The 17253-nt window shown below is 35.1% G+C and carries 9 protein-coding genes; 6 read left to right on the top strand and 3 right to left on the bottom strand.

Annotation, left to right across the window (positions count from 1 at the left end; translation table 11 throughout):
• Positions 1-66 precede the first annotated feature (66 nt).
• The 3 genes from AAEO57_RS08415 to AAEO57_RS08405 are packed head-to-tail and all read right to left on the bottom strand — an operon-like array spanning position 67 to position 2146.
• Positions 67-579: an acyl-CoA thioesterase gene (locus AAEO57_RS08415; protein ID WP_341691540.1), complete on the bottom strand. Its 513-nt coding sequence runs from the start codon at positions 577-579 to the stop codon at positions 67-69.
• Between the two features lie 27 nt (positions 580-606).
• Complete coding sequence (locus tag AAEO57_RS08410) at positions 607-990, bottom strand: DoxX family protein (RefSeq protein WP_341691538.1); 384 nt, start codon at positions 988-990, stop codon at positions 607-609.
• Positions 991-997: 7 nt separating this feature from the next.
• Positions 998-2146 (bottom strand): DNA polymerase III subunit, encoded by a 1149-nt coding sequence (locus AAEO57_RS08405; RefSeq protein WP_341691537.1) that lies wholly within the window; start codon positions 2144-2146, stop codon positions 998-1000.
• A 450-nt stretch (positions 2147-2596) separates the two neighbouring features.
• Between AAEO57_RS08405 and AAEO57_RS08400 the strand changes: the two genes are divergently transcribed.
• The 6 genes from AAEO57_RS08400 to AAEO57_RS08375 all read left to right on the top strand — a co-directional run.
• Positions 2597-3049, top strand: coding sequence for a hypothetical protein (locus AAEO57_RS08400; protein WP_163409408.1), 453 nt, complete (start codon positions 2597-2599; stop codon positions 3047-3049).
• A gap of 183 nt (positions 3050-3232) precedes the next feature.
• Positions 3233-4525 carry a hypothetical protein gene (locus AAEO57_RS08395; RefSeq protein ID WP_341691533.1) on the top strand — a complete coding sequence of 431 codons (1293 nt, stop codon included), beginning with the start codon at positions 3233-3235 and terminating at the stop codon, positions 4523-4525.
• A 106-nt stretch (positions 4526-4631) separates the two neighbouring features.
• The gene (locus AAEO57_RS08390; RefSeq protein ID WP_341691531.1) at positions 4632-5057 is read left to right on the top strand and encodes a hypothetical protein; all 426 of its coding nucleotides are present in this window, start codon (positions 4632-4634) and stop codon (positions 5055-5057) included.
• Entirely contained in the window at positions 5054-6526 is a 1473-nt protein-coding gene (sprC, locus tag AAEO57_RS08385; RefSeq protein WP_341691529.1) for a gliding motility protein SprC, read from the top strand. The genes AAEO57_RS08390 and sprC overlap by 4 nt, the downstream gene beginning before the upstream one ends.
• 1 nt (position 6527) lies before the next feature.
• The gene (locus tag AAEO57_RS08380; RefSeq protein WP_341691527.1) at positions 6528-10214 is read left to right on the top strand and encodes a PorP/SprF family type IX secretion system membrane protein; all 3687 of its coding nucleotides are present in this window, start codon (positions 6528-6530) and stop codon (positions 10212-10214) included.
• Between the two features lie 124 nt (positions 10215-10338).
• On the top strand, positions 10339-17253 hold a 6915-nt coding region (locus AAEO57_RS08375; protein WP_423972144.1), incomplete at its 3' end, for a hypothetical protein.

The following is a 17253-nucleotide window of genomic DNA, read 5'->3' as shown; positions in this document are numbered from 1 at the left end:
ATTTTGTAAAAATACTTCTTTTTTTCGATGTAACCACGATATCGAAGGTATAAAAAAGTAAGATTTTTAAGATATAAACAAGGCCCTTAATTCTGAGGCATCTTCCGGTTTTATTTTGCCAGCCAATAATAAACTTAATTGTTTTCTGCGCAAAGCTGCTTCAAAACGTAGTATTTCAAGTTCGGTTTCAGGTACAATTGGAGGCACTTCTACAGGTCTACCCGTATCATCAACCGCTACAAAAGTATAAATGGCTTCATTGGCTTTTGTTCTGTTTCCGGATTCACGGTCTTCTACCCATACATCGATAAAAACCTCCATAGAACTTTTAAAAGATCTTGAGACTTTTGCTTCAACAGTTACGACACTTCCCAGTGAAATTGCCCTGTTAAAAGCAACGTGGTTTACAGAAGCCGTAACTACAATACGCCTTGAATGTCTGCGGGCTGCAATGCTGGCAGCTCTGTCCATCCTGGCTAATAATTCGCCACCAAAAAGATTATTTAGAGGATTTGTTTCACTTGGTAAGACTAAATCGGTTAAAATAGTTAAAGATTCTGAAGGGTGTTTTGGATTCATTTTTTTGTAATTTAAAATAATAGCCGATTAGTTCAGCCAGTACACAGCCATAACGGCCGGAATAAAATAGATAACAATTGTTCTCGCTCCATCATAATCTTTTGCCAGACGTTGGCCGAAAAGCATCATTAATAAACTAATACATGAAAATACAGCTCCGTAAAAACCGTAATCACGACCACTTTTTGTAAGAAGCTGAATAATTCCAACAGCACTTAAAATACCGGCAATTAATTCTACAACTAGCAAATGAAGAAGAGCAAGTGGTACCTGGTTCTTCAATCTTGTCTGGGCAAAATGCTCTTTCATCCAGGAGACATTATCTTTCCAGTAAAAAATTTTTTCATAGCCAGATTGTAAAAAAGTTAAGGCTAAAAAAGCTAACATTAAAATTGAGGCAGCATTATTCATTTTAAAACTATTTTTTATGAATTAAACGAGTTAGTTTTATGGACAAATCGGTTAAGATTATTTTGGCATTTCCGTTTCTTTCAATATGATACATAGCATCAGAAAGTTCTTTGAAAATCTCGTGAATATTATTTCCATTAACAAAAGGAGCAAAATTTTCAAGTTTAAATTTGTCAACTTTTGGCTCAATATAAACCAGACTGGGTGTCTGATAATTTAGTAAAAGTGCCTGTCTGAACATTTCGATACAAAACTGAATGAATTTTTTCTGGCTTTCACGCCCCAAAGCAGCAATCTCTTCACTCCAGGAAATTAAATCCTGAATGGCAGCTGCATTTCCTTTTGCACGGAAGGCTGCACGTACCCAATTGACAAACCATTGTTCGAAAGGATATTCAGTATCATCTTCCTTTAACAAATGCAGCGCCTTATTGAAGTTACCCTGAGCCTGATGTGCAATTTTTTTTGCGTAATTTGGATCTGCATTTTCTCTTGATACTAGAGCCTCAGCAATCAATTTTTCGGGAATTCCGTTAAAATGAATTACCTGGCAACGTGATCGTATCGTTTGTATAATATCTTCTTCGTTTTCAGAAATCAGAATAAAAATAGTTTTATCAGAAGGCTCCTCGAGTAGTTTTAGTAATTTGTTTGATGCGGCGATATTCATCTTATCGGCCATCCATATAATCATGATTTTGTAACCGCCTTCATAAGATTTTAAGGAAAGGGATTTTAAAACTTCCTGAGCATCTTCAACCCGAATTTCACCCTGTTTATTCTGAACACCCAGAATTTTATACCAGTCAAATAATCCTCCATAAGGCATCTTTTGAATAAATGTTCGCCAGTCCTGAATAAAGTCAAGACTTTTTGGTTTTGTTTTTACATCTTCTGTCGTTACGGTCGGATATATGAAATGTAAATCCGGATGTGAAATATTTAAGAATTTTAAATTGCAGGAATCGTTTCCATTTTCGTTTTCACTACCTGTATTGCCACACAAAATATATTGGGCGTAAGCAATAGCGGTAGACAATGTACCGCTTCCTTCAGGGCCAATGAATAATTGTGCATGAGGAATTCTTCCTGAAGAAGCACTTTTTATCAGGTGGTTTTTGATGTGATCCTGTCCTAAAATTTGAGAAAATTGCATGAAGCAAAGATATAAGAAAATGAATGAGTCGGAAATATTATAAATCAAACTTTAAAAGATTCGTTTTTATTTCCAAATTAATGCGATCCACACTTGCCCAATTGTTAATTTTTATTTTGCCATGTTTTGTTAATATTGAGATTTTTTGAATGTGATATTAAGAATTTTTTGTTAATACTTTTTTGCTCAGCAGGATAGAAGCAGGTTTTTTTTGTGTAATATATTTGTGAAAAATAATTGTTTTTTAAACGAATTCAAGATAAAATCTTACATAAATAAACTTCGGCAAAATCAAAGGAAGCAATTGTTAAGGTCTTATTTTACAGGGTATAAAGAATTTTTTTAAGTTTTTTTTAAGTCTTTTTTATAAAAAAAAAAATATTAAAGTTGCAGATTAAGTTAATTTATATATTTTTGTTTTCATCAACAACAAACTTTTAATAAGAATATATGAAAGGGAAAATTATTTTTTTAAGTGCATTTTTTTTATTGACTACAGGAGCTATTTCAGCACAAGCTAAAAACGCTCCAAAAAGTATAATTAGTACAACAGCTCTTATTCGTAAATACCATGATCAAAAAGAATTAAGCGGTATGCAAAAAGGAGAATTATTAGAGTTGTATATCGAACGTATCAAAGTATTGGTAAAAACACTTCCTTACATTGCTTTGGTTACTAAACCAGGAGTTACTATGGCAGACTTAGGTATCCCGGACGATAATGAACATAAAAAATCTTTAGAAAATCAAGCATTAGGAACTACTACTTTCTTAGATACTACTGTAGATTTTCAAAGAAAAATGATGCCTTATTCAGATAAAGCAAATTTAATAGCAGCAATTTTATTTTACGAAGGAACTTTGAAATCTTTACATGAATTCAACGAATTGAATGAAATGTAATTTTTGAATAAATTTTTAAAACCTTTTTTGAAATTGTTTACCTACCCATGAATTAAATTTCATTTAACATTTAAAAAAAAGGTCTTAAAGCTCGTTTTCGAAGTATTCTAAATTTTTTAGAAAATTCGGAATGAGTTTTTTACGCATACCCAAATTTATTATTAACCCTAATACCCCCTTATCATGAAAAAATTTACTCAAATTATCTGTGTTTTTTTGACAGTTGCCAGTATGAGTGCTCAACAAGAAAAAGGAATTATGGGCTACACCAACTGGTTGAATAACTGGACCGAATTTAAGCCTAACAAAGTCGAATACAGTGAAGCAAACCAGATTTTAGCTGGAAATATTTCAACAAACACAAAGTTACTTAAGAAAAATGTGTATGTTTTACAGGGAAATGTTTATTTAACTAACAATGCAGTTTTAACAATAGAGCCAGGAACTTTAATTATTGGTGATTTTGAAACTAAAGGAACGTTGGTAGTCACAAAAGGTGCATCGATAGTCGCAGATGGTTTAGAAACAGATCCTATTGTTTTTACATCTAACAGAAGCCAGAAAAAAGCAGGTGACTGGGGAGGAATTGTAATTCTTGGTGACGCTCCAATTAATAAATTTGGAAACGTTGGTTCTTATAATTTAGATCTTGATCCTACACTTACTACGTATGGTGGTGATAATGTAGCAGGTAATTCAGGTATCTTGAGATTTGTGAGAATTGAATTTGCAGGAAAAAAAGTAAAAGGTTCGGGAACATTTAACGGACTTACTTTAGCTGGAGTAGGTAATAAAACGATTTTAGAAAATGTTATGGTAAGCTACTCTGGTGGTGACTCATTTGCATTTTTTGGAGGTGACCTGAATGCCACTAAATTAGTTTCTTATAAATCTATTAATGATGATTATAAGTTTACTCAGGGAGTTCAATGCCGTCTTCACAATTCATTAGCAGTAAGATCTTCTTATTTATCAAGTAATAAAGATGGATCTCGTTGTATGGAAGTTGCTTCTTACGAGAAAAAAAGCGAAACAGATTTTACTAAAAAACAAACTTTGGTTGTAGCATCAAATATTACAATGCTTAATGACAGCGAAAATATTAATGCAGATATACAGTCAGGTTTAGTAAAAGAAGCGGTTTATATCGCTGAAAACGCTTCACTTCAAATGAAACGTAGTGTAATTTCTGGATTCAACCCAGCTGTTTTACTAGACAGTAAGACAGAAATTAACGATGCCAATCTTAAGAAAATCAAATTTGAGGAAATGTATTTCAACCTATGTAAAGGAAACATCTTTACCGAGTTCAATTCTAATAATGAAGACTTAGAGAGCTGGTATGGTAATAGTGTATTCTTTAACGTATACTCTCAAAGTGATAATAAAGAAACTTTTATAGATATTTTTAATCCAAAGAAACCAGACTTCAGACTTCAATTAGGAAAAATTACTGCTTCTAGCGGTAATAGATAAATACATTTAGATTTTTATTTCAAAGCGTAAATTTTATTAATAAAAAGTCCCCAGACAATTTATGTATACGTCTTATACAGGACCCAAATAAAGATCAAAATAGAATATGGCCCCAAGTATTAAAAAGTATTTTATATATACAATATTTTTGGTTTCCCCTTTATCGTTAAGTTTATATGCCCAAAGCAAAATTGAAAAGACAGTCTCTTCAAATATTGCTGCTGGTAAATCTTCTTGTGCGCTAAAAAAATTAAACCAAGCAACAGCAATTACACCTGTAATTATTTTAGATAATTCTAAACAGTTTATAGTAGAGCTATCCATCCCCAAGGATAGCTTTGCTGTAGTCGCTGAAGGAGTTGATAAATCAAATACAGATGTCAAAACCCCAGAAAATCCGTCCAAAAATATCGCAACATACTCAGCGCTTGCAAAAGATATTATTGAAAATTATAAATATGATTTTTCTGAAACGTTTATAGATATTTTGTTTTTTGAAGATATAGATCTGGCAAGAATTCGCACTATATGATGAAAAAAACTACTCTTTCTCTGATAAAATCATTGCTTTTTTTAGGAGTTTTTTTAATTACCGTTTACCAATCTAATGCACAGGCTACAATTTCAGCAAGTAAATCTGACTTTGTAAATATTTGTGCAGGAGACATAGTAAACGGCAAACCCTTTAATGAGTATTATGCAAATTTTACATACAGCGACTTCGCTGCTGATGTAACTTTTGACGTGGAAATATCAGACGAAAATGGTGTTTTTTTAGCTACTCCGCTTTTAGCTACTAAACTTGAAGTTACTAATGTTTCAGCTACGCAGCAGAGAATAAAATTTGCTATTCCGGTTGATTTAAAAGGGTCTGATAGTTACAGTTTAAGAATACGGAGCAATAAAGGTGTCAATAGTCAAAGAATTAGAAATTTACTTAATATTGATTCTTTTTCTGTTTACTATAAAAATTATGTAGATTCATTTTCTATCAATAATCAGGGAGCTACTGCTTCTTTTTGCAGTGGAGGAAGCATGACGCTTTCTATTGACAATCCTACTCCGGCTATAACAGAATCTTCACCGGTAAATTATCCGAATTTAAAATACATCTGGTATAAGGATGAAGTTGTTGTTTCAGGACAAAGCGCTGCCAGCTTAACGGTGAATACTCCTGGTAGTTATTATGCAAAAATTGATTATGGCAAGTGTTCTGAGAATAACTGGAGTTCTAATCGTGTCACGGTTACCAGTTCATCAGGATCCGGTGCTTCAGTTTCAATTAGTTCAAGCTTAGGAAATCCTTTTTGTGCAAACGGCGGAAATACCATTTTAACTGCAACATCCGGAAATAGCTATATCTGGAAAAAAGACGGCGTAGTAATAAGTGGTGTAACAAGCCGTACTTATGCTACAAGTGAAGCTGGTGTTTATACAGTTGATGTTAATTTTGGAGGTTGTTCGGGATCAGGAAGTATCAATCTGATTAGTAATAGTTTTGAGGCGAGTATTGATGCACCTGAAGAATTTAAACTTGAAGAAGGTGAAACCAGAAGTGTAACTGTAACTGATGATGCTTCAAGCCCAACTTATGAATGGTATAGAAATAATAATGTTATTGCAGGGGCAACAACTGATACTTATTTAGTTTCTTTCGCTGGAACTTATAAGGTAAAGATTTCTCAGGCAGGTGGATGTATTTCTACCAAAGAATTTAGTTTTAAAGTTCAAGGGGATTTTGGATCTTCTTCTGTTATTCCAAATATCATTAAACTAAGTGGTGATTCAAATCCATATTGGAATATTCCTGAGATTTATAAAAACGAAAGCACAAAGGTTATAATTATAAGCTCTAATGGAGAAAAGGTTCTGGACGTTGTCAATTATCAAGGTGATTGGCCTCAGACAGGATTAGATATTAAAAATGTAAATCCGGTATATTACTATGTCATTAAAGGCGATGCAGGTGAAAAAAAAGGATCAATAACGGTGCTAAAATAATATGAAGAAAATTTTACTATTCTTAACTTTATTTTGCGGGTTATCACAAATACTCTACTCTCAGGAAGCAAATGAGGGTGGAGTTGTTTCGTTTTCATTACCTGTCCGAAATTCATTAAAGTTTAATAGATATTTAATCAACCCTACATTTAGTTTTGTACGTGAGCAAAACCCAACGGTAAGTTTTTATAATAAGAGACAATATGTACAATTTGATGATGCTCCTAATACCTATCTTTTCAATTATTCTGGACGTTTAAAAGAAAATGACGGATATGCAATAGGTTTATTTCAGCAAAATTACGGTTTGATGACTGTTTTTGGTGGAGTTTTCAATTTTGCGCACAATATTGTTTTACAAGAGGACAGTAATTTGACTTTTGGATTAAATGTAGGTGCTTATCAAAGTGGTTTGGACAAAGGAAAAATAATTTCTGATGTTCCGATAGAAGGTGATTACCCATCAAATAATTTACTTGCTGTTAATCCGGGTATTAATTACGGAACTGCTTTTCTGGATTTCGGTTTATCCATGAACAATTTAATACTATATAATTTTGGTTCAGGAATGGTAAAAGAAGATCCTGACAAAGCTATTCAGTTGCATGCCATGTATACAGGATATATTGATACTTACGGATTTTTTGATCAAAGCAAATTTTCGGGAATTGTAAAAACAGAAATTAAAAAAGACAAAACCATTATTTCAGGACTTGCCATGATTACAATGCCTCAAGGAGTTTGGGCACAGGCAGGTTACAACACTTTGTACGGAATTTCTGCGGGTTTAGGGGCTAATATTACATCCAATATTGCAATAGAATACAATTATGAAAGAGGTTTTGGTAATCTCGCAAATTTGGGTTCTTCTCATGAGTTTGTTATTGCATATAAATTTAAAAATACAAGTTATTATTATGGTGACGATGAAGAGGGTTCTTTAATAGATACTTCTAAGCCAAAAGCTGTAATTGCCAAAAAAACAACCGCACCTGTTACGAGGGTTGATGGAGCTACAAAAGCAAAATTAGCGGCAGAAGCTAAAGCGAAAGCTGATGCAGAAGCCTTAAAAGCAAGACTGGCTGCAGCAGAAAAAGTTAAAGCCGATGCAGAAGCTACTGCAAAAGCTAAATTAGAAGCCGACAATAAAGCAAAAGCCGATGCAGAAGCATTAAAAATCAAACTAGCAGCTGAAGCAAAAATAAAGGCAGATGCAGAAGCAACTAAAGCAAAATTATTAGCAGAGGCTAAAGCGAAAGCAGACGCTGAAGAAGCGAAACGTAAAGCAGAAGCAAAAGCAAAAACAGAGGCTGCAGATTTACAATCTATTATTGCTGCTGATGCTAAAGCAAAAGCCGATTCAGATGCGCTTCAGGCAAGATTAGCAGCAGAAGCTAAAGCAAAAGCAGCAGCAGAAGCTAAAACTAAAGCAGCGAAGGAAGCGGCAATTAAAGCAAAAGCGGCAGCCGATGCCAAAGCAAAAGCAGCTGCATTAGCAGCAGAAAAAGAAAGACTAGCAGCAGAAGCTAAAGCGAAAGCCGATGCCGAAGCGAGAGAATCTAGAATTGCGGCAGAAGCTAAAGCGAAAGCTGATGCAGAAGCATTACAAGTAAAATTAGCAGCGGAGGCTAAAGCGAAAGCCGATGCAGAAATATTAAAAGCGAAATTAGCAGCAGAAGCCAAAGCAAAAGCCGATGCAGAAGCATTACAAGCGAAGTTAGCAGCAGAAGCTAAAGCGAAAGCCGATGCAGAAGCATTACAAGCGAAGTTAGCAGCGGAAGCCAAAGCGAAAGCCGATGCAGAAGCATTACAAGCGAAGTTAGCAGCAGAAGCTAAAGCGAAAGCCGATGCCGAAGCATTACAGGCTAAGTTAGCAGCAGAAGCTAAAGCAAAAGCGGATGCAGAAGCATTACAGTCTAAGTTAGCAGCAGAAGCTAAAGCGAAAGCCGATGCCGAAGCATTACAGGCGAAGTTAGCAGCAGAAGCTAAAGCGAAAGCTGATATGGAAGCTTTACAAGCAAAATTAATTGCTGATGCTAAACTGAAAGCTGATGCAGAAGCAACGAATAAAGCGAAGGCTGAAGAAGAAGCCAAAAAGTTAAAATTAGCTGAAGAAGCTAAAGCAAAAGCTGACGCCGAAGCATTACAGGCGAAGTTAGCAGCAGAAGCCAAAGCGAAAGCTGATGCCGAAGCATTGCAAGCTAAGTTAGCAGCAGAAGCCAAAGCGAAAGCCGATGCAGAAGCATTACAGGCTAAGTTAGCAGCAGAAGCCAAAGCGAAAGCTGATGCAGAAGCATTACAAGCGAAGTTAGCAGCAGAAGCTAAAGCGAAAGCCGATGCCGAAGTATTACAGGCGAAGTTAGCAGCAGAAGCCAAAGCAAAAGCTGATGCAGAAGCACTACAGGCGAAGTTAGCAGCAGAAGCCAAAGCGAAAGCCGATGCCGAAGCATTACAGGCTAAGTTAGCAGCAGAAGCTAAAGCAAAAGCTGATGCAGAAGCATTACAGGCGAAGTTGGCAGCAGAAGCCAAAGCAAAAGCCGATGCAGAAGCATTACAGACTAAGTTAGCAGCAGAAGCTAAAGCAAAAGCTGATGCAGAAGCATTACAAGCGAAGTTAGCAGCAGAAGCTAAAACGAAAGCCGATGCAGAAGCATTACAGGCTAAGTTAGCAGAAGAAGCTAAAGCAAAAGCTGATGCCGAAGCATTACAAGCGAAGTTGGCAGCAGAAGCTAAAGCGAAAGCCGATGCCGAAGCATTACAGGCTAAGTTAGCAGCAGAAGCCAAAGCAAAAGCCGATGCACTGGCTGCTTCAACTCAAAAAGATGAAACGGCAAAAGAGATTGATAAATTGACACTATCGATTGAAGATTCTGGAAAAATCCAGTCAGATTTAATTGCGAAATTCAATGCTACTGTTGAAAGTAAGCAAAGGGATTTGAATGATATGAAAGAGGAAAATGATTTGAGTGAAAAAGGGATTTATAAAGAGCCGAAACCATTTAAGAGTGTTGCAGCAGAAAATAGTATGATTGAGTCGTTAAAAAGCCAAATCGCTGATGCTAACAGAGCTCAAAAGGATGCTATAGCTAATTTGACAAATCTATATAACGAAAGACTTAAAAAGGTTCCTAATAAAGATGATGCTTTAAACAGAGCTTACTTAGAAAAAATCAACGAATTGAAAGCGGCTCAATTAAAAGCTGAAAAAGACAATATTGAATTAATTGCCAATTTAGAGCGCATTAAAACGGAAACTGAAATTGAGAAAAAACGTAGAATTAAGCGAGCAGCTTATGAAAATGATCAGGGAAGATATGCTCAGGATCTTGCCGCTCTTAAACGTATAAAAGAAACGACAAAATTAAGCAGTACGCCATTGACTGAAAGTGATTTTGATTTTGGTGAAGATCAGTCAAATATGCAGATTATTAAGAATATTAAAAATTCTGAGAATGGTTATTACTTAATTCTTGCAGTTCACAACAGTGTTGAAAAACGTGATCAGTTTTTAACAAATGCAGTAGCTGCAGGACGTTCAGATGTTAATTTCTTTTATGACGTGTCAACTAGTAAATATTATATTTATTATGAAAAATTTGAAGGTTTATCAGATGCTCAAAAGGCTATGGAAGCAAAAGGTAATAAGCCTTATAACGGAAAAATGGCAATAGTAAAAGTTGAAAATTAATAAGAATAGGAATAAAGAATACGGTTCTTTTAGGACCAAAAAAATAAATATTTTTAAAGTGCTAAGGTTTTATTTTCTGAAGCCCCTTAGATAGTAAAACCAAGCCCCAAAAAAAGTAAATACCATGAAAAAACCTACTACTTTTAAACCAGCAGAATTGGTTGTTGCAATGATTACAAATTTTGTATTGTTGGCTAAAAACCTGTTTATTGATTTAAGCATTCTTTTTTTCTACAAAGAAGAAGTAAAGTATTTAAAAGCAATAAAAATCAAGAGTACAGCTATTCTTGTGTTTTTCTTATTTTTTGCTTTTAATATTGTTCAAGCACAGGATCCGGTTGGAACAAAATTTTCTGCCAGGCTCGATGATGGTAAAGGTAATAAGTATTTTAAAGTTCAGGGTGATGTTAAATTAATTGGTAACTCTATTCTAAGACCAGACGGAGAAAGATTACCATATAATGGAACTAAAAACAATAATGATCTTAATGCAGTTTATATAGATATAGATGGCGATGGTAATACAACAAGTTCAAGTAGTGCCAATTTGCTTATCAATAATGGCTGTAAAAGAATTGTATTTGCCGGACTTTACTGGTCAGCAATGTATCCTAATGAAGTAGCTAATGGCGATTCCAATTGTTTTAATTGTGGAACTGCCCCAAGAGATGATTGGAATGAGGTATTATTTAAAATGCCTAATAGAGCTTATGAAAGAATTGTAGCAGATAAAGCGAACCCTAGAGAAGTGATATTTAAAGGTTCAAATGCTAATGATTTTAATAATGGGGTCTATGTTTGCTTTAAAGATGTAACTGCTAAACTTCAGGGATTGACTGAGGCAGACGGAGAATATACAGTTGCTAATTTAAGAGCTACCAGAGGAATCAGACGTGGTGGAGCTGCGGGTGGTTGGACATTAGTCGTAATTTATGAAAGTCCTACAGTAACCAGTAAATATATTTCTGTTTTTGATGGAGCTCAAATGACGAACGTGGATCCGGGAACAAATCAATTATTAAAAGTTGATATTCCAATTAGTGGATTTCAGACAGTACGTGATACAAATATTCCTGTTATAGCAAAAGTTGGTGTAGCGGCATTAGATGGAGATCTTGACAGAAAAGGGGACGGTTTATTATTTAGAAATGGGTTGGTACCTACAAGTGCACTCAATAGCTCTTTCACTCCTATTACCAATTCACTTAATCTAACAACACTTAGCCCTGAATCAAATTCTAATTTCTTTAATGCTTCAATCACGGTTGATAACGCTCATGTTACAAATCGTAACCCGGCGAGTCAAAATAATTTAGGTTTTGACATTGACTATTTAGAGATTCCTAATCCAAATAACACAGTAATACCTAATGGAGCAACTGAAGGAACCTATAGAATGTTTACAAATACTTCAGGAGCAGATGGTTATGCTGCCTTTGTAACTACTTTTGCTGTAGAAATTATTGAGCCTAAAATCACTCTAACCAAAGAGGTTTTTGATTATTCTACAACTCCCCCTACTAATATGGGTAATAAGGATGTTACTCTAGGTAAGGAATTAAATTACGTGATTGGCTTTCAAAATCAGGGTAATGATAATGCGATCAACTTTACCATAACAGATAAGTTACCGATTAACACTAAATTTAATTATCCTGCTGATATAATTGATTTACCACCGCCTATTGTTATTGGTCGTACTACATATAGAGTGACTCATACTTATGATGCGGCAACTCGTACAATTACATTCACTATTCCAAAGGAATATGTAGAAGTTAAAGATCCAAGATATACTATCCGTTTTAAAGTTAAAGTAGTAGAATCTTGTAGTGAGATTAGTGATGTTTGTTCTAATGTTGTTAGGAATGAAGCGTTATCAAAATATAATGGTTTTTTTAATAGTAACATAGATTATGGAGATTACAGTTTAGATTCTTATACAAACTGTAATATTGGAATTCCACAATCTACAAACTTTTTAGTTGATGTTGATGACTGTAAGTTTGAAAGAAACGAAGTATTATGTGGTACCAGTATTCAAATAAAAGCAGCCAACGGATACAGTAGTTATTCATGGTCAACAAGCCCAACGGGAACACCTGTAATCGGAACCGATCAAACATTAACAGTGGTAAAAGAGGGTGTTTATTATGTAAAAAATACTGCTCCGGCACCTTGTTTGTCAATAGCCGAAAAGTTTACGGTAACATTACCAAATGGATTATTAGAAAATCCTGTATTGCCTTATGCAAGGGAGCCTTATGCAGGAAATATTACAGTGTGTCCAGATAACGGTAAATTATTGCCAAATTTATTTTTATGCGGTGCAGCTGATTTTAGAGATATTAGAACAGGTATTTCAGCAACCGGAACTACAATGGTTTGGGAAAAATTAAACGAAGGCAGTTGTACTGCTGTGGCAAATGATAAATGTGCTAATGAAAATGCATCCTGCACCTGGACAGAAGTAGGTACAGGGCCAAATTATCGAGCTGATACAAAAGGACAATATCGTTTAACAATTAAATATCAAAACAATTGTGTTAATCAGTTTTATTTTAATGTTTTCAAAAACGAAGTAAATCCTACTGTAACTTATAACGATATTTATTGCAATACAAAAGGTAAAATTACAGTAAATGGTCTTCCTACTGGATATGTATATAGTCTGACTAAAAATGGTACGTATACTAGTACTAATACATTTACAATAAATACAGCTGGAAACTATACGGTATATATTAAACAAACAGGAGTAGTAACAAACCCATGTATATTTGAAGTTTCTGTTAATATTGTAGACAGAAAATTAGAAGTTGAAACGATTGTAACACATCCTGTATGTTTTGGAGATAAAGGAAGTATTAAGGTTAATACTTCTGGTGTCAGAGGACAGTATTATTATGAACTTTTCAGAAATGGAAATTCTGTACAAAAAGTAGGTCCTGTTGCATCTGGAGATTATACTTTTAACAATTTAGATCAGGGAGGTTATTCTTATACGGTAAGAACAGACGATGGATGTTCATATACAAATTATTATGTTGCCATTAATCAATCTGCAGGTGAAATAATCGCTTCTGCAGCTATAACAAGACCTTTAACAGACTGTACTACTGGAATAATAAAGATTACGGCTTCGCAAGATAGAAATTGGAGTAATTCTTTTTACTATTTTGTAAATGGATCATCGACATTCCAGACTTCTAATGAAATTGAGGTTACTACTGCAGGGCTATATACTATAAGAGTAGTTGGAAATAATAATTGTGAAAAAATAGTAACTATTGATGTTCCAAAAACCCCTAAACCAACTTATGATATTGTTGCTCCTACGAACATCAATTGTTATGGTGAACCAGCAGAAATAAGAATTAACCTGACAAGTTCAACTGCAGGTTACACTATGGGGTATAGTATTAATGATGGAGCAACATACCAAACGAGTCCTGTTTTTACAAACTTGACTCCTGGTACTTATAAGGTTAAAGTTAGATATAGTGTAACTTATCCGGTTTCTTATCCTCCTTATACAGAAACACAACATTGTTCTGATCCTTCACAGACGGTTACTATAACAGGACCTACTTCATCGGTAACTGCTTCTGCAGGTGTTGCTGAATTAGCAGGATGTGGACCTTTGGAGAATGGACTGCCTACCGGATTAATAAGATTTACCAATGTAGAAGGTGGAACAGCTCCTTACGAATACAGTTTTAATGGTGGAGGAAGCTGGCAGGCTTCACCTGAAAAGTTTGTTGTATCTTCGACAGTCCCTTACGATTTGCGTGTAAGAGATAAATTTGGATGTTTTTATAAAATTCCTTACAATGTCATTTTAGATCCTAAACCACAGGATCCTTCTATTGACAATAATATTACTCCAATATACAATTGTGATGGTTCGGCTACGGCAACAGTTGTAGTAAATACTCCAACAAGTAGTGGGTCTACCTATACTTATGAGTATTATCTCAAAAAAGATGGTTCAGCAACTGCTGTTCCAAATAATCCAATAACAAGTAATGTCTTTAACAATGTTCCAGCGGGTAATCATAAGGTTATTGTAAAATATAATATTCAAACAGTTTCTACTTATAGTAACTTATTGCAGGAAGATTTTGGAAATGGTGGAGATACTCAATCACCGGGGATCAATTCACTTTATTGTTGGGAAAAGCAGGATGGAAATACAGATGCATTCGCTAGTTGTCCAGCAATTGACGGTTGGCATTCATGGCTTTTAAATGATGGTGATTATGTGGTAACAAATGCATTATTACCAGATCATGATCCAGATTTTAGATGGATTTTGCCTAAAGATCATACAGCTGTATTAAATAATACAACTGGAATCACTAATGGAAGATTTTTAGCTGTTAATATTGGTGAACTTCAAAAAGGAGCTGTTTTGTATAGTAAGACAATCAATGATATTTTGCCTTATCAAGATATGAGTGTGTCTTTGTATATGATTAATTTACTTAAAGAATCCAATGCTTTGGCATCTCCTCAGTTAACCGTAAGATTGGTTAAAAATGGAGTTGTAGTTGGAACCCCAATAGATTTTCCTTTAATTCCAAGAGATGAAAAATGGCATTCAACAACTGATTTAGCAGGTGGTCAAATTTTTAAATTAAATCCAGGAAATAATACATCCTTGGAGTTTCAAATTTTATCCAACTTAGCTGAGATACAGGGTAATGACTTAGCTATCGATGATATTCTTGTTTATCAGGTACCAAAAGCCTGTGGAAACGAAATTGAAATTCCTGTAGTTGTTAATACCAATGGTGCGTTTACAGTGCCAACACCTGGTGTTAAGGATACAACATGTAGTAATACTAATGACGGAACTATAACTATTTCGGCTTCTAATTTTGGAACAGGTTTCTTTTATTCTACAGATAATGGTGCGAGTTGGGACAATTCAACAACTTCGCCTGTAACCGTTACTAAAGGCGCAGGAACATATAAAGTAATTGTAAAAAATGACGTTGCTGGAACTTGTCAGTTTTCATTTGAAGCTGTAATTAAATCGCCTCAGGCAATACTTATTGTTAAAGTTGATAAAACAGCAGTAACTTGTGCTCCATCTCCAGATGGATCAATAACCGTTACAACAGTTACAGGAGGTACAGGAAGCTATCAATATCAATTAAGTGATGCTTCAGGTATTGTGAGAGTATTCCAGTCAGGTAAAACTTTCGCAGGCTTAGGAGAAGGAACTTATAAAGTCATGGTGAAAGATGCAAACGGATGTTTATCTCCTGCATCTGAAGATATCGTAATAACCAGAACAACCGGGCCAACAGCAACCCTGGCAGCTTCAAGTGATTTGTGTTATACACCTTCTAACCCTGCTAGTTTAGTTGTTACTGTGACAGGAGGATTATCTCCTTACACTTATAAATTAGATAATAATACTCCAATTACTACTAATACATTTAATAATGTTGGAGTTGGTACACATACAATTGTAGTAACTGACAGTAATAATTGTACAGCGACTATCTCAAATATTATTATTCAGCCAGAACTAAAATTAACTGCAAGCTTAGCTCAGGATTTAACTTGTTTGGTTAATGCTTCTATTACATCAGTTGTAACAGGTGGTCATACAGGAGCTTATACATATACTGTATCTCGCAATGGAGCTACGGCTACCGCAGCCTCTTTCCCTTATACAGCTACGCAACCTGGAAATTATGTGTTTACAGTTACAGACAGTAAGGGCTGTACTGCAACAAGTAACACGGTTGTAGTTTCTCCAAAAACAACACCAGGTTTAACATTTGGTAAAACCGACATTACTTGTAATAATGCAAATGATGGCACCATTACAGTTACGGGAACCAATGGATTTACATCGGTTTATACTTATGCAATTAAACTAAGTTCTGCATCTACTTATACAACTCAGACAACAAATCAGTTTGCTGGTTTAGCGGCGGGTACTTATAATATTAAAGTAATTGACAGTAAAGGTTGTGAATCTGCAGTAAGTAACGTTACTATTCTAAACCCAACAGCAGTTGGAGGAACGATTAGTGCTACAGAATTAGGTTGCAGCAGTACAGGTACTGTACCAGCTGTTGTTACAGTTGTAGGTTCAGGAGGTTCAGGATCTTATCAATATAGCTTTAACGGAACCACTAATTTTACTTCAAGCAATACATATTCTACCAGTTCAGCAGGAACTGTAACGGCGTATATTAAAGACAGTAAAGGTTGTTTATTGAATCCACCTTTGGAGATAGTAATTAATCCGAGGTCATCTATTACAGGTATTAATGTATTATTCGATACAGGATTAGAGTGTCCGGCTTATGAAGCTCATGTTAAATTTCAGGCAATAGGAGGATTATCACCTATTCGTTATCAAATTATTGCTGGTCCTGCTGGCTATAGTTCTGCTATCGTATCAGATGGAGAATTTAAAAACCTTAAGCCAGGCGATTATATTTTCAGGGCTACTGATAAAAACGGATGTAGTTTTGATTTGAATTATAAGATAAAAAGTACACCGGATGTGGTTGCAGGAGGTTCTGTATTAACGCCAATTAAATGTTTTAACGGAACAGGTACTCTTCAATTCACAGTAAATGGTGTAAAAGACAGAGGATATGATTATGTAATTAGAAATGCAGGAGGAACTGTAATTCAGAGTGCTAATAATGTTAGTGAAACTGTTACTACTATCAATGTTACTGCTGCACAACCAGCAGGTGTTTATACAATTACAGTAACCGACAGAAAAACTAGTTGTCCGGCTACTTATAGTTTGACACTAACACAGCCATCAGCGGCATTATCAGCAACAGTTGCCCAGGTGAATGCAAACTGTAATGTTGCGACATCAAAAGTTACAGTAACGGCTGCAGGAGGAACACCGGGTTATACTTATGCTTACAAGCAAAATAATGTTGCACCAGTTGCGGCGGATTATGTAGCAAGCAACAGTGCAGACTTGAACCCTGCGACAAATACGCAATGGGATGTTTGGGTGAAAGACCTGAACGGGTGTACGGTTAAG

The sequence above is a fragment of the Flavobacterium calami genome (genome assembly GCF_038290035.1).
In the GTDB taxonomy this organism is placed as follows: domain Bacteria; phylum Bacteroidota; class Bacteroidia; order Flavobacteriales; family Flavobacteriaceae; genus Flavobacterium; species Flavobacterium calami.
Note: the sequence above shows the minus strand (reverse complement) of the source record. Positions and strands in the feature narration are given on the sequence as shown.